Origin of the sequence: Streptosporangium sp. G11 (assembly GCF_051192615.1) — a bacterium.
Taxonomy (GTDB): Bacteria; Actinomycetota; Actinomycetes; order Streptosporangiales; family Streptosporangiaceae; genus Streptosporangium.
The window spans coordinates 124,536-141,903 of the sequence record NZ_JBPJUQ010000007.1; the positions used below are offsets into that span (position 1 = coordinate 124,536).

Genomic DNA, 17,368 nt, shown 5'->3' on the forward strand with positions numbered 1-17,368 from the left:
GCGATACGGCCGACGCGACGCGGCCGGCGCGATTCCCCCGGCCCGGCCCCCTTGGCGATTCCCCCGGCCCGGCCTCCTTGGCGATTCCCTTGGCCCGACCCCGGCCCCACGCGACGCAAGCAGAGCACAAGTGGTCCACAAGTGATCATTCCTAGATTCCTCCGTGCAGCCGGGGACCGAAGACGGGGACCCGGTGACCGGCTCTCGATACCGAGGCCGGAAGACCGGCGGGAACCGCGGCAACGCGGCCGAGAGGAATGATCATGTCGAAGATCACGATTGACGACCTGCCCTTCGAGGGCGCCGAGCTGGCCGAGGCCGAGCTGGGCCAGGTGTCCGGCGGCAGGTGGTCGGTCAGCGCCTGGAAGAAGGACCTGCCGTGCGAGTGGTGGCAGTACTAGCCCGCGCACGCGACGGCTCCGCTTCACGACCGAGAGGAACGACCATGTCGAAGATCACGATTGACGACCTGCCCTTCGAGGGCGCCGAGCTGGCCGAGGCCGAGCTGGGCCAGGTGTCCGGCGGCATGCCCGGCTGGGTGCTGACCTACAGCCCGCAGGGTTGCGTGCGCGAGTCCGCCTGAGCGGGCCGACCCACCGGCACCGGGAACCCGTTCACCGTGAGGCGGGTCTCCGGCGGACGGCGCATCGGATGAACACGGCGCGGCGGAACGGGAGCGTTCCGCCGCGCCTTCGAGACGGGACCGGACAGTGATTCTGATCATCAGCAAGCGCGGGGACGGGGCGGTCGAGCGGGTCATGACCGCGCTCCTGCGTCGCGGCGCTCGCGTGGTGGGGGCGGACGGTGACGCGGCCACCACCGCGGACGGCCCCGGAACGCCGGTGCTGTGGTGGGACACCGGCGACTTCCCGAGCCGCAGCCGGATCACCGCGTCGTTCGCCGGCGGGGAGCGACGGCTGCTGCTGGACACCGGTGCGGAGACGATCGACCTGTCCCGGATCACCGCGGTCTGGCGCAGCCGGCCGAACCCACCCTCCGCCGCCGGCACCGTGACCGAGCCGAGTCACCGCGCGCACGTCGACCAGCAGGCGGAGGTCATGCTGGACGGGGTGTGGAGCCTCCTGCCCGCGCGGTGGCTGCCCGGCCGCCGGGCGGACGAGCGCCGGGCGCACAACAAGATCTTCCACATGGCGCGGGCGATCGAGCTGGGCTTCTCGGTACCCGACACGGTGTACACCAACGACCCCGCGGAACTCGTGGGCGCCTACGAGGCGTCGGAACGGCTGGTCGCCAAGCAGATCACCGCCGAGCGGTTCCAGGTCGACGGCGCCGAGCACCGCGCGTTCACGACCGTCATCACCCGCCGCCACCTGACCTCCCGGCACCGCGTACAGCACGAGCCGGTGATCCTGCAGCCCTACGTTCCCAAGGCGGTCGAGCTGCGGGTGATCGTCGTGGGAGAGCGGGTGTTCGCCGCGGAGATCGACGCGTCGGCCTCCCGGATGGCCAGGGACGACTGGCGGCACTACGACAACGACCGGGTCAGGTACGGCGTGCACGAGCTGCCCGCCGAGGTGGCGTCGCGCTGCGCCCGGCTGGTCGCCGACGTCGGCCTGACCTACGCGGCACTGGACTTCATCGTCACCCCCGGCGGCGAGTACGTCTTCCTGGAGCTGAACTCCAACGGCGCGTGGGGGTTCGTCGAACTGTGGACCGGGCTGCCCGTCAGCGACGCGATCGCGGGCTGGCTCATGGACGGAGAGACACCGTGACCGACTTCGCGAAGGCCCTGCAGTCCGGGGTCACCCTGCTCCGTACGCTGCCCCGCCGCAGCGCGGGCGTCGCCGACGCCCACCGCGCGGTCGGCGAGTGGGCGGCGCGGCATCCGGGGATCCGGGCACAGCTCGTCGTCGACCGGCGCCCCGGGACCCCGGTGGTCGACTACGACCTGCTCCTCGACCACCCCGACGGCGGCACGGTCGCGCTGACCGCCCCTCCCGAGGACGGGGTGCCCTGGCTGATCGACCACTCGACGCACTGGGCGGCCGGGTATCTGGTCAGCGTCAACGACGTGGACGTGACGGTCCCCCAGGCGCTGACCATGCTGCGCTCGCTCTCCCGGCGGGACGCGTCGCCGTACCAGGAGATCGTCGACCAGTGCCTGCTCGTCGAGGCCGCCGACGACACCGAACCGCTCACCGCCGCCGACCTCCAGGCGACGGCCGACGAGTTCCGCCGGGGCCGGGGACTGCACGACCGCGAGTCGACCCTGGCCTGGATGACCGAGGCCGGCATGTCGGGCGAGCAGTTCGAGGCGTACATCACCGAGATCGCCCGCCGCCGCCGGTTCCGCCGCGACAAGGAGACGGAACTGGCCCCGGGCCACCTGGCCGCGAACCCCGGCGACTTCGCCCGGGTCAGGGCCGTGTGGGTCACCGGCGGGGAGGCGGTGACCGCCGCCACCACGCCCGACCTCCTCGCCGCCCTGGCCTCACTCGGGGAGACCGCGAACGTGACGTCGGCCTCACCCGGAAAAACGGCGGCGACCTCCCCGGGCGAGACCGCGGACGTGCCGTCGGCCTCGTCCGGAGACCTGACGTCGACCTCGTCCGGAGACCTGACGTCGACCTCGTCCGGAGACCTGACGTCGACCTCGTCCGGAGACCTGACGTCGACCTCGTCCGGAGACCTGACGTCGACCTCGTCCGGAGACCTGACGTCGACCTCGTCCGGAGACCTGACGTCGACCTCGTCCGGGGAAGCCGCGGCGACCCCGCTCGGGGAGACGGCGGTGACCTTCGCGACCCGCTGGGAGGCGGAACTGCCGGAGGCACTGCGCGGTGCGGAGCCCGGCCGGGTCGTCGGCCCGGTGAAGCTGCCCGACGGCGGCTTCCTGACCGGCGCCGTCCTGTCCAGGAGCCCGGCCACCGGCGACGCGGAGACACTGGCCGCCGCCGGACGGGCCGCGTTCACCGGCTGGCTGGCGGAGCACCGCGCCGCGGCCACGGTCGAGTGGCACTGGTCATGATCGATCCGGACAGCACCCAGGCCGTTCCCGCGCCCGGCCGGCACAGGGTCAGGCACTGGGAGGACACCGAGGGATACCGGACGCGGCCCCCCTACTCGCCTCCGGCCGCCCCGTCGCGGCCTTCGACGACCGATCCGGGCCCCCCGACGCCCCGCCCCGGCCCCCCGGCCGCCGCTCCCGCCGCGCCCGCCGCCCAGCCCGGGTCCTCGACGACCGGCCCTCCCGCGGGGAGCGGCCCAGGGCGGCTCGTCTACCGGGAAGAGGCGTTGCGCCGTCATGTCGAGACCCGCGCCACCGTCCGGATGCCATTGGTGATCAGCGGCCCGTCGTTCCTGCTGCTGTGGATCGTGGTGGCCGCCGTCCTGGCGGCCGGCGCCGTGCTGATCACGCTCGCGCTGGGAGCGGGCGGATGAGGAGGCGCGTACCGGTCCTGCTGCAGAACACCGTCACCGAGTGCGGCGCGGCGTGCCTGGCCATGGTGCTCTGCCACCACGGCCACCGCACCACGCTGCACCAGGTGTCCGAACGGCTCCAGGTCGGCAGGGACGGGCTGAGTGCCAAGGCCATCGTGGAGGGTGCCCGCGAGCACGGCCTGAAGGCGCGGGCGTTCTCCCTCGCGCCCGAGGACCTGGCGCGCGTGCCGCTCCCCGCGGTCGCGCACTGGGAGTTCAACCACTTCGTGGTGGTCGAGCGCTGGGCGCCGGACCGGGTGGACCTCGTCGATCCCGGACAGGGCCGCCGCCGCCTGACCGCGGAGGAGTTCGGCGCCGGGTTCACCGGTGTGCTGCTGGTCTTCGAACCCGGGGAGGGGTTCCACCGCGGCGCGTCCTCGATGGCGAGCGCCTGGCGGCGCGAGTTCGTCCGTACCCTGTTCCGGCGCCGGCGTGGCCTGCTCGCGCAGGTCATCGCGGCCTCGCTGCTGCTGCAACTGCTGGGGCTGGCCCTGCCCCTCCTCTCCCAGCTGCTGATCGACAGGGTCATCCCGTCACGGGGAACGGACCTGCTGCCCCTGCTGGGCGGGGCCGTGCTGCTGGCCGGGGTGGCCCAGTTCGTGATCGGCTATCTGCGGGCGGCGCTGCTGGTGGCGGTACGTGCCCGTGCCGACCAGGAACTCACCGAGGGGGTGATCGGCCATCTGGTCGCGCTGCCCTACCGGTACTTCGCGCAGCGCGGCAAGGGCGACCTGCTGACCCGGGCCGCCAGCGTCTCCACGCTGCGCGACATCCTCACCGGCCAGATCGTGGCGGCGCTGCTGGACGGCCCGCTCGCCGTCGGCTACCTCGTGCTCGTGTACGTCTGGGATCCCGTCTTCGGGCTGGCACTGACCGGGGTGGTCGTGGCCCAGGGGCTCCTGGTCTTGGCCACCACCCGCCGGATCAACCTGCTCACCCAGCAGGAGCTGGCCGCCTTCTCCGCGTCGCAGAGCAGCCTCATCCAGGCGATCACCGGCATCGAGACGCTGAAGGCGTCCGGGTCCGAGAAGCGGGCGGTGGAGCAGTGGTCGGCCCACTTCACCCAGCAGCTCAACGCCGACGTGCGCAGCGGTCTCACCCAGGGCCTGGTGGAGGCAGCGCTGTCCGCGATCCGGGTGGTCGCCCCGCTCGGCCTGCTGTGGCTCGGCACGTGGCGGGTCCTGGACGGGGAGCTGACCGTGGGCGCGCTGATCGCGCTCAACGCCATCGCGCTCGGTGCCCTGATCCCGCTGGGCTCGTTGATGACCGGCCTGCAGAGCCTGCAGCAGGCGGGCGCGCACTTCGACCGCCTGTCCGACATCCTGGCCTCCGAGCCTGAGCCCAGCGACGGCATCGAGGTCCTCCGGCTGCGTGGCGCGGTGGAACTGCGCGGCGTGAGCTTCCGGCACGACCCCCGCGGCCCGTGGGTGGTGAAGGACATCTCGGTCTCCATCCGGCCGGGACAGAAGGTCGCCCTCGTGGGCGCCTCGGGGTCGGGCAAGAGCACGCTGGCCAGGCTGCTGCTGACACTGCACGCCCCGGTGGAGGGCGAGATCCTGTACGACGGTGTCCCGGCCTCCGAGCTCAACCTGCGGACCCTGCGCCGCCAGTTCGGAGTGGTCGGCCAGGACCCCTCCCTGTTCAGCGGCTCGATCCGGGAGAACATCGCGCTGAACTTCCCCGACGCGTCCCTGGAGCGGGTGGTCGCCGCGGCCGAGGTGGCGGCGCTGCACGAGGAGATCATGGCCATGCCGATGGGGTACGAGACGATGCTGACCGACGGCGGCGGTCTCTCCGGCGGCCAGCGCCAGCGGCTCTCCCTGGCCCGCGCCATCCTGCCGCGGCCGAAGATCCTGCTGCTCGACGAGGCCACCAGCAACCTGGACAGCGCCACCGAGGCGACCATCGAGTCCAACCTGTTCTGGCTCACCCAGACCCGGATCGTGATCGCCCACCGGCTGAGCACGATCCGGGACGCCGACCTGATCCTGGTGGTCGACTCCGGACGCGTCGTCGAACGCGGCACCCACGAGGAGCTGATGGCCGTCGGCGGCAAGTACGCCGAACTCGTCGCCGCCCAGGCCACCCCCGCCTGATTCCATTCCCCATACGGCACAAAATCACCACAAATTAGCCCAATTTTCGAGATAACACAGCCGAATGGCTGGCGCTTACCAACCTGCGGTCGAGTGCCTGACCACACGGCATTCATGAAAAGGCCGGAAGAATCGCGGACCGTGTCATCCGAGCGGACATCCGGGGCGTCCCCTATGCACCTTTAGCCCCAGGAGCACCGATGGCGAATCAGTACGGCCCACAGGATCCACACCAGCGACCGTACGGGCAGCCACCATCCCCGCAAAACGGTTACTCCCAGCAGCACCAGCAGCCCTACGGCCAGCCCTACCCGCCACCCGGTCACGGATACGAGCAGCCCTACGGCCGGCCTTACCCGCCGCCCGGCCATGGGTACGGCGAGCCACCACGCAAGCCGGGTAGGGGGGCCGCGTTCTGGCTGCTCGTCGTCTGCGCCCCCATCCTGCTGCTGTTCGGCTGCGTCGCGGCCGTCGTCAGCGTCAGCGACGACACCACGGTGACGACGCGGAAAGACCGGCCGACCACCGCCCAGTCGGCTCCCGTCGCGGAAACCGAAGCAGAAACCGAAGCGAAAATCGAGAAGGCGCCGACTCAGGAGCCGGAATCCAAACCTTCGACGGCGACCGTAGGTGGCACGATCACCCTGAGAGGCATCGAATCTGATCTCCAGGTCGCCGTGACCCTCGAAAAGGTCGTCGAGAACGCGACACCGAAGACCGACTTCCTCAAGCCGAAAGACGGCAGTCGCTTCTTCGCGATCCAACTGACCCTTGAAAACACCGGCCAGCAGGCCTACAGCGACAGTCCGTCCAACGGTGCCCTGTTGATCGACACCGAGGGCCAGCAATACCGATCAACGTTCGGCGACATACAGGAAGGCGTCTCGTTCGCCGGGTCGGTCACGATGAGCAGCGGCGACAGCCGTAAGGGGGTCATCGTTTTCGAGGTCCCCAAGACCACGAAAATCGAAAAGCTGCAGTTCGCACTGAACAGTGGATTCGCCGATCACAAGGGCGAGTGGCTGACCAAATAAAAATATGTACATAATGGACCGATCCTGCAGAAAACTCCTCCTAGCGGGATCGGCGCGTTCGCCGAGGCGCTGTCGGCACGGGGAACGGTGGTCCGCGGTTCTTGCCATCGGCCCGGGTGGGTGGCCCGTGATTGCGATCCGGACGCCCCATAGGTCATCATGGCGGGCATGACCTACAGGAAGGGCGGCCATCGCCCCAGCCGGTGAACCCCGGCACCTGGAAGCTGGGCGACGATCCTCTTGACGATTGCCCCACCTTCCTCGCTCACGCACTCGCGATGTCCCTGCGCTACGGACCCGGTCCGTGGCCCGAGGACGCCTACCGGCTCCCCGATGATCTGCCCCGCCCCACCGGCGACGAGCCGTTCATCAGCAGCGTCGTCATGGACGGCATCCAGAGCCATCACTTCGGCATCGAGCCCGACGACGACGCCGTCATCGAGATCGCCGACCTGCTCGGCAGGCTCGTCACCGGCGATCCCGCCCACGACGATCTCCTGTTGCTGCACGATCGGCTCGGTACCGTGTCAGCGCTCGGTATCGCCGACGGCCTCGTCGACCGGATCCGGCGACAACGACTCCCCAGGGACCGTATCGGCGCGGTCGGACGGCATCTGGCCGAACACGGCACCCGCCGTGACGCTGTCAAGATCGGCCTTGTGCTGCTCGGCGCCTGCGGGGACGAGCGGGACCGGGAGCTCCTGCTCCTGCTCGGCACGCTGGAGGAGCTCACCCTGTACGCGGTGGTGGCCCTGCGGCGCACCCAGCCCGACCGCCAACGCGCCACCTACGAACTGGCCCGCCGAGTGCGGGGCTGGGGGCGCATCCACGCGGTGGAACGGCTCAAGGGGTGCGACGATCCGCAGATCAAGGACTGGTTGCTCCGCGACGGTTTCCGCAACGGGATCATGAACGAGTACCTGGCCCACCTCGCGGCCACGACCGGCGACCTGTACTCGGCCCTGCTGGAACCGGACGTCGACGACGCTCTGCTCGACGGCGCCGCGGGCATCCTGGCCGCCCTGGCGCTGGGCGGCCCGGCCGAGGACATGGGCGACTACGCCGACGCCGTACCGGCCATGCATCGCCTCGCCGACCTCCTCACCGACCGGCGGGCCACGCTCGGCAGGCTGGACGCCGTACTGAGAATCCTGGCCTTCCTGCGTAAGCCCGGCGACGATTCGCCCTGGCCCCCGGACGTGGTCGCGCGACTCCGCCACCGCTACGAGGACCTCGTCGTTCGACCCCGGTGGAACGACCTCGTGCTGGAGCGCCTGGCCGATCCACACCATGCCGATTTCAGCCACGCGATGTGGGCCGCCGACAGACTTCGTCTACAGGTGGTCCCGCAGATCGTCGCCCGTCTGGAGACCGATCCGCTGGACGATTTCGCCTGGTACCACGCCATCGGGCTCGCCACCGCCGAGGAGGCCGAACAGCTCAGCGACCTGGCCGAACGCCTTCTTCCCCTGGCCGATCTGGCCGACGGGCCGGGGGATCGCCGCGGCATCGGCCAGGAGTACAAGCCGGATCGAGCGCTGGAGTCCGTCGTGGGCGGGCTGAAGGCCTTCCCCGGCATCGGGCTGGCACTGATCGACGTGGCGCTGCGCAACCGGGTCACCAGGACCCGGCGCGCGGCCCTGGCCGCGCTGACCACCTGGCCGGCCTCGGCCGTACCGGACGAGGCAAGAAACTGGGTGAGGCGGGCGGCATCGGTCGAACCGCACGAGGAGACCAGGACCGAGATGATCGATTTCCTACGACACCGACCCTGACCAGCTGTTTCCATGACATGCGAAGGCCCCGGACGTAGCCTGAGGTCGTCGAGACCATTACGGATACGTACGGGGCCTGCTCATGCGTGATGATGGTGCGGATACCCCTGGCGAAGAGCGAATCGGGCGGCGGATCGCCCAGGCCCGCAAGTTGCGCGGCCTGACGCAACAGCAGCTCGCCGATCGAGTGCCCTGTTCCAAGAGCCTGATCGCCCAGGTCGAACGAGGGCACAAACCGGCCACGCAGGCTCTCATCACCGGCGTGGCCCGAACTCTGCGGATCGGGCTCGGCGAGCTGACAGGCCAGCCGTACCGCGATCCCGAAGCGCGTGAGAACCGGGTTCACCAGTGCGTTCCCGAGATCCGGCGTGCGCTCCTCACATGGGATCTGCCCGACGAGGACATCTCGCCGCCATCGATGGAGCGGCTTCGGGCGAGCGTGCGTCGCGCGTCCGCGCTGGGCCGGCGGGCCCGGTACGCCCAGCTGGGAGAGATGCTTCCGGGTCTCCTGGAGGAGCTGACGAGAGCCGCGCACGCCAACGAGGGCGCGCGGCGCGACGAGCTCTTCGGGCTGCTGTCCGAGGCGTACACCGGGGTGACGGCGATCGCCTACACGCTGGGGTACTTCGGCCTGCGGAGCTCCGCCATGGATCGGGTGGCGTGGGCGGCCCAGGCGTCCCAGGATCCGCTGCGCGTCGCCCGCACGCAGTGGCAGCGGTCGACCCTTTTCCTGGCGACGGCCACCTACGACAAGGGCCTGATGCTTCTGGATCGAGTTCGTCGGAACATCGGCGAGGATCTCGACCGCCTGGCTCCCGCCGAGCTGAGCGTGTACGGCGCCGCTCACCTCCGATCCGCGATCTTTGCCGCCCGCGCGGCGGACCGGCAGACCGCGTTCGACCACATCGAGCACGCGCGCGAGGCCGCTCGCGTGCTGGGCGGGGACGCGAACCACTACGGCCTCGAATTCGGGTCCTCCAATGTGATCATGCACGAGGTCGCGGTCGCCGTGGAGATGTACGACGGCGGCGAGGCGGTTCGTCGCGCCCGGCACGCCACGCTCCCCCCGACGGTCGCACCGGTCCGTCTCGGCCACCACTACATCGACCTGGCGCGCGGCTGGCTCTACCACGGCGATCGCCAAAAGTCCCTGGAGATGCTGCTCGCCGCCCGCCGTGTCGCCCCCCAGCAGACGCGCAACCACCCGATGGTCCGTGAAACCGTCCGGATGCTCGTCGACCTGGAACGGCGGCGTCCCCGGAACCTCAGCGGCTTCGCGAGCTGGCTCGGCCTGCCGTAGCACGTGCGGGTTTCACGAACCCGTGATACTTCGCCACCCCTCGTAACGGTGACGCTTTGTACATGCACCGGAACACTGAATCACCACACGCGCTGGACGCCGAGGATCCACTCCTCCTGACCGAGGACCAGGCCGACGCGCTCGCCATGGTCATCGGCCACGCGTTCCGGCCCTGGAGGATCTGGCGGGTCAATGGCATCTGGTACGCCACCGGCCCGCGCCCGGTGCCGGGCTGCGTCTGCACCCGTACCCGCACGCCCCCGGCCCGAGCGACCTGTGCCGCCAGCTCGACGAGTGTGAACAGCGAGCCCGGACCCGGCGGGAGGCTTCACGATGACGAGCCAGGAGAACCCAGCCCTCCGAGGACCGCAGTTCTCCGAGGAAGCGGGGGAACTGGCCGAGCGCCGGCTCGCCGCGCTCCGACAGGCCTATCCCGGCTGGGAGATCGTCTGCGTGACCGATCTCAGCGTCCCCGTCTGGTACGCCACCCTGCCGGCCACCGTCACTCAACAACAGAGGCAGGCCGGTGTCCGGGAGACGTTCATGCGCTTCTCCGGCGAGGCACTCGCTTCGGAACTGCCCGTCCAGGTCGAAAGGCTGCACAGCGCGCGGGCGTGGCACACCTTCACCGCCCCCTGAACAGCCGCGACGACACACGGACTTGTCCGTGTGTCGTCGTACTGAACTCCCGCGAGCGGTGGTGCGGACGACCAGGGGCCGCTCGCGGGTCATGCGCGACCGGACGGCGCTCCGGGTCCGGCGCCGTCGTACGCCGGTCGCGGCGGTGCTCCCGCCAGGAGGGGCGGGGGCACCGTTCACATCGTCCGGCCGGGTATGTCCACCTACCGGGGGGCCGGACCACCCGGGACCCCGACGAGGCGGCGGAGCCTTGACGCGGGTTACACGTAAAACCTCCAGCGCGGCCTCTCGGACACCCTTCGCGCGGGTTGTCCGGGGACGCCCGACTAGCCGGAGACGCCGAGGCGCTCCAGGATGAGCTCGCGGGCGCGGCCCGCGTCGGCCTTGCCCCTGCTGGCCTTCATGACGCCGCCGACCAGGGCGCCGACCGCGGCGACCTTGCCGTTGCGCACCTTGTCGGCCGCGTCGGCGTTGCTCGCCAGGACCTGGTCGATGATCTCCATCAGCTCGCCCTCGTCGTTGACGATCTGCAGGCCGCGGGCGGCCACCACCTCGTCGGGAGAGCCCTCGCCGTTCAGCACGCCCTCCAGCACCTGGCGGGCCAGCTTGTCGTTCAGCGCTCCCCCGGCGACCATCGCGCACACCCTGGCGATCTGGTCGGGGGTGATGCTCAGCGCGCTCAGCGGGAGCCCGGCCTCGTTGGCGCGGCGGGCCAGCTCGCCCATCCACCACTTGCGGGCGTCCGCGGGCGGGGCGCCCGCGGCGACCGTCGCCTCGACCAGGGCGATGGCGTCGGCGTTGTGCATGGCCGCCATGTCCAGGTCGGAGACGCCCCACTCCTGCTGGAGCCGCTTGCGCCGCGTGCCGGGCAGCTCGGGCAGGGCGGCCTTGAGGGCGGCGACCCACGCCGGGTCGGGGGCGATCGGCACCAGGTCGGGCTCGGGGAAGTAGCGGTAGTCCTGCGCCTCCTCCTTGGACCGTCCCGAGGTGGTGGTGCCGGTGTTCTCGTGGAAGTGGCGGGTCTCCTGGATGATCCGGCCGCCGTCAGCCAGGATCGCGGCCTGGCGCTCGATCTCACCTCGTACGGAGCGCTCGACGCTGCGCAGCGAGTTGACGTTCTTGGTCTCGGTGCGGGTGCCCCACTCCGAGGAGCCGCGCGGCATGAGGGAGACGTTCACGTCGAAGCGCATGGAACCCTCCTCCATGCGCACGTCCGAGACGCCGAGGCTGCGCACCAGCTCGCGCAGCTCGATGCCGTAGGCGCGGGCGACCTCGGGGGCGAGCCTGTCGGTCCCCGGGACCGGCTTGGTGACGATCTCCACCAGCGGGATGCCCGCCCGGTTGTAGTCGACGATCGAGTAGTCGGCACCGTGGATGCGGCCGGTCGCGCCACCCACGTGGGTGGACTTGCCGGTGTCCTCCTCCAGGTGGACCCGCTCGATCTCGATCCTGACGGTCTTGCCGTCGACCTCGACGTCGAGGTAGCCGTCGAAGCAGAGCGGCTCGTCGTACTGGCTGATCTGGTAGTTCTTCGGCATGTCCGGATAGAAGTAGTTCTTCCGGGCGAAGCGGCACCACTCGGCGATGGAGCAGTTGAGCGCCAGGCCGATGCGGATGGTCGCCTCGATCGCGGCGGCGTTGGCCGTCGGCAGCGAGCCGGGCAGCGCCAGGCAGACAGGGCAGACGTGCGTGTTCGGCGGGGCGCCGAACGTGGTCGGGCAGCCGCAGAACATCTTCGACGCGGTACCCAGCTCGACGTGCGTCTCCAGGCCCAGCACCGGCTCGAAGCGCTCCAGCGCCTCGTCGTACGGCATCAACGTCTCAGCGCTCATTGTCGTTCACCATTTCCTGCTTCATAGATAACCCAGTCCCTTCAACGCGTTTCTCGTCTCGGCCACCCAGTTCGCGTAGGCGGGCACCTGGGCCAGAACGGCGAGGTCGATGTTGCGTCCTATGTACTCGAAGTAGTCGCGGGCAGGCTTGCCGCGCCGGGGGACGGTCGTGGCCAGCACCCCGGCGGGATCGGAGATCCTCTCGACGTCGCGGGGCCGCGCGGGCAGCCTGCTGAGGTCGCTGCCCTCCAGTTTCGCCCATGCGGCGGGGTCGGCGAGCAGCCAGCCCTCCGTCTCGCCCAGCCCGATCACCGGCACCAGGTAGTGCGAGTGGTAGCGGACACCGTCTCTGCGGCGGCGCTCCCGCTCGTCGTCGTGCGTGAAGAGCAGGTGGCAGTCGGCCGCGAGCTCCTCCAGCGCGGTGACCATGTGCTCCCGGTCGCAGGAGACGACCTCCGTCGCCTCGACGTCGACGGCGTACGGCGACATCCAGGTGAGCTCGCGCAGCTGCCTGGAGATCACGATACCGAGGAAGCCCTCGTCGGCCTCCCCCTCCGCGATGAGTCCCGGGACCAGCGGCCGGCTGCTCATGCCGCCGCGCCCAGGTATTTGCGGACCTGCCGGGGGGAGACGAACGTGCCCGGCTCGCCGTCCGGCTGGATCGGCTTGGCCACGGTGACCCGCGACACCCGGTCGTTGTCGGGGTCGACGCGGACCGCGGTGTCGAGGAACGTCAGCGCGTCCGGCTCGGTCCGGTACACCTCCGCGACGACGATCGGGGACTGGCTGGTGAGGATCAGCTGCCGCAGCGGCTCGGGTCCTCCCGGCGCGGTGATCCGGCGGCGCACCCGCCGGAGCAGCTCTCCGAGACGGGCCGGATGGACGCCGTTCTCGATCTCCTCCACCAGCAGCGTGCCCGGGTGGTCGGGGTCGTGCAGGGCGGCGAGCAGGCCGAGGATCCGCAGGGTGCCGTCGGACAGCAGCGCCGCCGGAACCACCCCCTGGCCGTCGACGAGCAGGTCGAAGGAGCACTCCCCGCGCTCGACGCGCGGCACCAGCCCCGTGACGTCGGGGACCACCCCCGCGAGATCGGCCGCGAGGTCGGCCAGCGCCTCGGTACCCGCCATCCGCCCGAGCACCGCGGCCAGGTTCGCGCCGTCGGCCGCGAGCGGCCCCCGGTTGGCCGAGGGGCAGCGGCGGCGCATCGCCGCGGGTGACGGCGAGTAGCGGCGCCAGGACTGGACCGTACGGCGGGGCGTGTTCTCCGGGTCGGGGTCCTCGACCATGAGCTCCAGCAGCTCCTCGGGGATCCGCTGGGCCACGTGGCTGACGACGGCCCCGCTGGACCTGGGGATCTTCAGCACCATCTCCGCGCCCACGTCGAACCTGATCGGCACCACGGAACCGGGCTCCGGGGTGACCAGCGCCTCCACCGAGACGACGAATCCGGGCACCGCCGAACCGTGGGCGACCCGGTGGAACTGCTCGCCCGGCAGCCCGCGGGTGGCCCCGAACAGCCCGCCGGAACCTTCGATCTCGGCCGCCACGAACCCCACGGCGTCGAAGAGGTTCGACTTGCCGCTCGCGTTGGGGCCGACCAGCGCGAGGAAGGGCGGCACATCGAGATCGAAGCTCAAGAAGGACTTGAACCCGTCGATCTCGATCCGAGTGATCATGCCGCCGTTCTCCCTGTCACCTGTCGCCCCCTCGCCCTCACCCCACGGTCCCGGAAAAGCCCTACAGCTCCGGGGCCCTGGACAGCAGGTCGCCGCCCCACCGGCTCTGGAGGGCCTTCTCGACCGCGGCGCCGACCCGGTAGCAGCGGTCGTCGCCGAGCACCGGGGCCATGATCTGCAGACCGACCGGCAGGCCGTCCTCGTCGGCCAGACCGCACGGCACGGAGATGGCCGCGTTGCCCGCCAGGTTGGTCGGGATGGTGCACAGATCGGCCAGGTACATCGCCATGGGGTCGTCGGCGCGCTCGCCGATCGGGAACGCCGTGGTGGGCGTCGTCGGCGAGATGAGCACGTCCACCTGCTGGAAGGCGGACTCGAAGTCGCGCGCGATGAGCGTGCGGACCTTCTGCGCCTGGCCGTAGTAGGCGTCGTAGTAACCGCTGGACAGCGCGTACGTGCCGAGGATGATGCGGCGCTTGACCTCGGGGCCGAAGCCCTGCGCCCGGGTCAGGGCCATGACCTCCTCGGCGCTGCGCGTGCCGTCGTCGCCGACACGCAGGCCGTATCTCATGGCGTCGAAGCGGGCCAGGTTGGACGAGCACTCCGAGGGGGCGATGAGGTAGTACGCGGGCAGCGCGGTGGTGAACGACGGGCAGGAGACCTCGAAGACCTTCGCGCCCAGCGACTCCAGCAGCTCCACGGTCTCGTGGAAGCGCGCGAGCACGCCCGCCTGGTAGCCGTCGCCGCCGAACTCCTTGACCACGCCGATGCGCAGCCCCGCCACGTCGCCGTTGCGCGCCGCCTCCACGACCGAGGGCACCGGGGCGTCGACGGAGGTGGAGTCCATGACGTCGTGCCCGGAGAACGCCTCGTGCAGCAGCGCCGCGTCGAGCACGTTGCGGGCGAAGGGGCCCGGGGTGTCGAGCGAGCTGGCGAAGGCGATCAGGCCGTAGCGGGACGAGCCGCCGTAGGTCGGCTTCATGCCCACGATGCCGGTGACCGCGGCGGGCTGGCGGATCGAGCCGCCGGTGTCGGTGCCGGTGGACAGCGGGGCCTCGTACGCGGCGACCGCGGCGGAGGAGCCGCCGGAGGAGCCGCCGGGGATGCGGGACAGGTCCCACGGGTTGTGGGTGACGCCGTACGCCGAGTTCTCGGTGGAGGAGCCCATCGCGAACTCGTCGAGGTTGGTCTTGCCGAGGATCACCAGGCCGGACTCGCGCAGGCGGCGGGTCACGGTCGCGTCGTACGGCGGCTTCCAGCCCTGGAGGATCTTCGATCCGGCCGTGGTCGGCATGTCCTTGGTGGTGAAGACGTCCTTGTGCGCGATCGGCACCCCGGCCAGCGGGCCGAGCTCCTCGCCGGCGGCCCTGCGGGCGTCGACGACCCGCGCCTGCTCCAGGGTCGTCTCGGCGTCGATGTGGAGGAAGGCGTTGATCTTCGGCTCGACGGCGGCCATCCGGTCGAGGTGGGCCTGGGCGACCTCGACGGCGGAGACCTCGCCACTCGCGATCAGCGCGCCCAGATCGGCGGCGGACTTGCGGATGAGGCTCATGCTTCCTCCCCGAGGATACGCGGGACGCGGAAACGACCGTCCTCGACCGCGGGGGCGCCGGACAGCGCCTCTTCCGGGGTCAGACTGGGTCGTACCTCGTCGGGGCGGTAGACGTTGGTGAGCGGGAGCGCGTGCGAGGACGGCGGGATGTCGTCGGCCGCCACCTCGGCGACGCGGGCGACCGCACCGATGATCACATCGAGCTGGGCGGCGAAGTGGTCGAGCTCCTCGTCGGCCAGCGCCAGCCGGGACAGCCGGGCGAGGTGAGCGACCTCGTCGCGGGTTATGGCGGACATGAGTCGTTGAACCCGTTTCGTGGAATGGCAATTGGACAGTGTCATCCTATGGCTCGCGACCTGAGGGTCCCGACTCATTAACACCGCCGCAACCAAGCGAAGATCTCTTACTCGAAGCGGTCAAGACCGTCCCCGGGCCGCCGGACCCGGCGGAAGCGGCCCAGGAAGATCGCGGACCACACTTCGGCCGTCGTGGAAGTAGGAGCGTACTTCTAAGAAGTACGCTCCTACTTCCACTGGCGATAGTATCGCCAGCGATACTATCGCCAGTGGAAGTATTGGGGAGCGCCAGTGGGTCGGTTCATCGGCAGGGAGCACGAGCTGGCGGCCCTGGGTTCTCTGCTCGACCGCGTCCGGGCGGAGGCGACGACCGGACGTCCCGGACAGTGCGTGCTGATCCGGGGACGCAGACGGATCGGCAAGTCGGCCCTGGCCGAGGAGTTCATCGGCCGCAGCGGCCTGCCGTCGCTCTTCTACACCTCGGCGCGGGCGGACGCCCAGAGCGAACTGCACCAGCTCATGGCGGACGTCGCGATGTCGGACCTGCCCGGCCGGAACGCGTTCTCCGAGATGGCGCCCGGCACCTGGAACGGAGCGCTGCAACTGCTGGCGGACGCGCTCCCCGACGACAGCCCGTCCATCGTCGTGATCGACGAGGTTCCCTATCTCATGGACCGCGTGGACGCCTTCGAGGGGCTGCTCCAGCGCGCCTGGGACCGGTTCCTCAGCCGCAAGCCCGTTCTGCTGATCCTCATCGGATCCGACCTGTCCATGATGGAGGCGCTGAACAGCTACGAGCGCCCCTTCCACCAGCGCGGCACCGAAATGATCGTCGGGCCGCTCAACCCCCGTGAGATCCAGCAGATGCTCCGCCTCACGGCCGCCGACGCGTTCGACGCGGCCCTGGTCACCGGCGGCCTCCCGCTCGTCTGCGGGGAGTGGCCTCGCGGGGCGTCGCTCTGGGAATACCTGCACACCGCCCTGACGAACCCGGTCTCGGCCCTTCTGGTGTCCGCCGAGCGCTCCCTCGCGGCCGAATTCCCGTCCGCCGCCCAGGCGAGTGAGGTGCTGCGGGCCATCGGCAGCGGCGAGCGCACGTTCACCAACATCGCCAGAAGCGCGGGCGGGATCTCGCACAGCACTCTCTCCAGGGCGGCCGAGCTTCTGACCTCCAAAGGGATCGTGACCGGTGAGCTGCCGCTGTCCACCCGCCCCTCCAAGGAACGCCGATACCGCGTGACCGACGCCTACCTGCGTTTCTGGCTCCACTTCCTGCGACCGCACATGCCCGAGATAGAGCGCCGCAGAGGTGACCTGACCATGCGGCGGGTCGCCTCACAGTGGAGCACCTGGCGGGGTCGAGCCGTGGAACCCCTCATACGCGAGTCACTGGCCCGGCTGCTCCCCGACGACAGGTTGCCGGAGGCACCCGCGATCGGCTCCTACTGGACCAGGAGCAACGACGTGGAGATCGACATCGTGGGCGCGGACAGGGGGCCGATCGCCCGGCGACTGTGCTTCCTGGGGTCGATCAAGTGGCTGGAGAACGCCTCGTTCGACGACCGCGACCTCGCCGCGCTGGCCAGGCACCGAGCGGCCCTGACGGACGAGCCGACCCCGCTCGTCGCGGTCTCGCGCGGCGGAGTGTCCTGCTCCGGCCTCACCGCCGCGTACGGTCCCGACGATCTCATCCGGGCGTGGAACTAGCCACCTCGGAAACCGCGAAC

General features: G+C 70.5%; 16 protein-coding genes. 11 read left to right on the plus strand and 5 right to left on the minus strand.

All coding sequences use genetic code 11. The features are described 5' to 3' along the window. Positions 1–263: 263 nt before the first annotated feature. From ACSDR0_RS10050 to ACSDR0_RS10095, 10 genes are all read left to right on the plus strand, one after another. Positions 264–401, plus strand: a complete 138-nt coding sequence (locus ACSDR0_RS10050) for a putative ATP-grasp target RiPP (protein ID WP_386161149.1) — start codon at positions 264–266, stop codon at positions 399–401. Between the two features lie 44 nt (positions 402–445). Further along, positions 446–583 carry a putative ATP-grasp target RiPP gene (locus ACSDR0_RS10055; protein ID WP_435288481.1) on the plus strand — a complete coding sequence of 46 codons (138 nt, stop codon included), beginning with the start codon at positions 446–448 and terminating at the stop codon, positions 581–583. A gap of 127 nt (positions 584–710) precedes the next feature. Continuing rightward, positions 711–1,733 (plus strand): MvdC/MvdD family ATP grasp protein, encoded by a 1,023-nt coding sequence (locus tag ACSDR0_RS10060; protein ID WP_435288482.1) that lies wholly within the window; start codon positions 711–713, stop codon positions 1,731–1,733. Continuing rightward, positions 1,730–2,989: a TIGR04500 family putative peptide maturation system protein gene (locus ACSDR0_RS10065; RefSeq protein ID WP_435288483.1), complete on the plus strand. Its 1,260-nt coding sequence runs from the start codon at positions 1,730–1,732 to the stop codon at positions 2,987–2,989. The genes ACSDR0_RS10060 and ACSDR0_RS10065 overlap by 4 nt, the downstream gene beginning before the upstream one ends. Further along, positions 2,986–3,402 (plus strand): hypothetical protein, encoded by a 417-nt coding sequence (locus tag ACSDR0_RS10070; RefSeq protein WP_435288484.1) that lies wholly within the window; start codon positions 2,986–2,988, stop codon positions 3,400–3,402. The genes ACSDR0_RS10065 and ACSDR0_RS10070 overlap by 4 nt, the downstream gene beginning before the upstream one ends. Beyond that, positions 3,399–5,537, plus strand: a complete 2,139-nt coding sequence (locus ACSDR0_RS10075) for a peptidase domain-containing ABC transporter (protein ID WP_435288485.1) — start codon at positions 3,399–3,401, stop codon at positions 5,535–5,537. The genes ACSDR0_RS10070 and ACSDR0_RS10075 overlap by 4 nt, the downstream gene beginning before the upstream one ends. Before the next feature lie 200 nt (positions 5,538–5,737). After that, on the plus strand, positions 5,738–6,571 hold the full coding sequence (locus ACSDR0_RS10080) for a DUF4352 domain-containing protein (RefSeq protein ID WP_435288486.1): 834 nt from the start codon (positions 5,738–5,740) through the stop codon (positions 6,569–6,571). A gap of 278 nt (positions 6,572–6,849) precedes the next feature. Beyond that, a complete protein-coding gene (locus ACSDR0_RS10085) occupies positions 6,850–8,346 on the plus strand; it encodes a hypothetical protein (protein ID WP_435288487.1) in 1,497 nt (498 codons plus the stop codon). A gap of 82 nt (positions 8,347–8,428) precedes the next feature. Further along, on the plus strand, positions 8,429–9,646 hold the full coding sequence (locus ACSDR0_RS10090) for a helix-turn-helix domain-containing protein (protein WP_435288488.1): 1,218 nt from the start codon (positions 8,429–8,431) through the stop codon (positions 9,644–9,646). Positions 9,647–9,979: 333 nt separating this feature from the next. Beyond that, on the plus strand, positions 9,980–10,285 hold the full coding sequence (locus ACSDR0_RS10095) for a hypothetical protein (protein WP_435288489.1): 306 nt from the start codon (positions 9,980–9,982) through the stop codon (positions 10,283–10,285). A gap of 326 nt (positions 10,286–10,611) precedes the next feature. Here ACSDR0_RS10095 and gatB read toward each other — a convergent pair whose 3' ends face one another. The 5 genes from gatB to gatC form a co-directional block, all read right to left on the minus strand. Next, positions 10,612–12,117 carry an Asp-tRNA(Asn)/Glu-tRNA(Gln) amidotransferase subunit GatB gene (gene gatB / locus ACSDR0_RS10100; protein WP_435288490.1) on the minus strand — a complete coding sequence of 502 codons (1,506 nt, stop codon included), beginning with the start codon at positions 12,115–12,117 and terminating at the stop codon, positions 10,612–10,614. Positions 12,118–12,138: 21 nt separating this feature from the next. Next, on the minus strand, positions 12,139–12,708 hold the full coding sequence (locus ACSDR0_RS10105; protein ID WP_435288491.1) for a hypothetical protein: 570 nt from the start codon (positions 12,706–12,708) through the stop codon (positions 12,139–12,141). Then, the gene (locus ACSDR0_RS10110) at positions 12,705–13,793 is read right to left on the minus strand and encodes an AAA family ATPase (protein WP_435288492.1); all 1,089 of its coding nucleotides are present in this window, start codon (positions 13,791–13,793) and stop codon (positions 12,705–12,707) included. Before ACSDR0_RS10110 ends, ACSDR0_RS10105 begins: the two co-directional genes overlap by 4 nt. A 61-nt stretch (positions 13,794–13,854) precedes the next feature. Beyond that, entirely contained in the window at positions 13,855–15,345 is a 1,491-nt protein-coding gene (gene gatA / locus ACSDR0_RS10115; RefSeq protein ID WP_435288493.1) for an Asp-tRNA(Asn)/Glu-tRNA(Gln) amidotransferase subunit GatA, read from the minus strand. Then, positions 15,342–15,641, minus strand: coding sequence for an Asp-tRNA(Asn)/Glu-tRNA(Gln) amidotransferase subunit GatC (gatC, locus tag ACSDR0_RS10120; RefSeq protein ID WP_329085297.1), 300 nt, complete (start codon positions 15,639–15,641; stop codon positions 15,342–15,344). Before gatC ends, gatA begins: the two co-directional genes overlap by 4 nt. Positions 15,642–15,932: 291 nt before the next feature. Here gatC and ACSDR0_RS10125 point away from each other — a divergent pair, with 291 nt between their 5' ends. After that, on the plus strand, positions 15,933–17,348 hold the full coding sequence (locus tag ACSDR0_RS10125; protein WP_435288494.1) for an ATP-binding protein: 1,416 nt from the start codon (positions 15,933–15,935) through the stop codon (positions 17,346–17,348). Positions 17,349–17,368: the final 20 nt, after the last annotated feature.

Bases quoted from the DNA above. Each gene is read 5' to 3' on its own strand.
- ACSDR0_RS10090 (WP_435288488.1), top strand. From the start codon at position 8,429: ATGCGTGATGATGGTGCGGATACCCCTGGCGAAGAGCGAATCGGGCGG.
- ACSDR0_RS10110 (WP_435288492.1), bottom strand. From the start codon at position 13,793: ATGATCACTCGGATCGAGATCGACGGGTTCAAGTCCTTCTTGAGCTTC.
- ACSDR0_RS10085 (WP_435288487.1), top strand. From the start codon at position 6,850: ATGTCCCTGCGCTACGGACCCGGTCCGTGGCCCGAGGACGCCTACCGG.
- gatB (WP_435288490.1), bottom strand. From the start codon at position 12,117: ATGAGCGCTGAGACGTTGATGCCGTACGACGAGGCGCTGGAGCGCTTC.
- ACSDR0_RS10050 (WP_386161149.1), top strand. From the start codon at position 264: ATGTCGAAGATCACGATTGACGACCTGCCCTTCGAGGGCGCCGAGCTG.
- gatC (WP_329085297.1), bottom strand. From the start codon at position 15,641: ATGTCCGCCATAACCCGCGACGAGGTCGCTCACCTCGCCCGGCTGTCC.
- ACSDR0_RS10055 (WP_435288481.1), top strand. From the start codon at position 446: ATGTCGAAGATCACGATTGACGACCTGCCCTTCGAGGGCGCCGAGCTG.
- ACSDR0_RS10080 (WP_435288486.1), top strand. From the start codon at position 5,738: ATGGCGAATCAGTACGGCCCACAGGATCCACACCAGCGACCGTACGGG.
- gatA (WP_435288493.1), bottom strand. From the start codon at position 15,345: ATGAGCCTCATCCGCAAGTCCGCCGCCGATCTGGGCGCGCTGATCGCG.
- ACSDR0_RS10105 (WP_435288491.1), bottom strand. From the start codon at position 12,708: ATGAGCAGCCGGCCGCTGGTCCCGGGACTCATCGCGGAGGGGGAGGCC.
- ACSDR0_RS10070 (WP_435288484.1), top strand. From the start codon at position 2,986: ATGATCGATCCGGACAGCACCCAGGCCGTTCCCGCGCCCGGCCGGCAC.
- ACSDR0_RS10075 (WP_435288485.1), top strand. From the start codon at position 3,399: ATGAGGAGGCGCGTACCGGTCCTGCTGCAGAACACCGTCACCGAGTGC.
- ACSDR0_RS10095 (WP_435288489.1), top strand. From the start codon at position 9,980: ATGACGAGCCAGGAGAACCCAGCCCTCCGAGGACCGCAGTTCTCCGAG.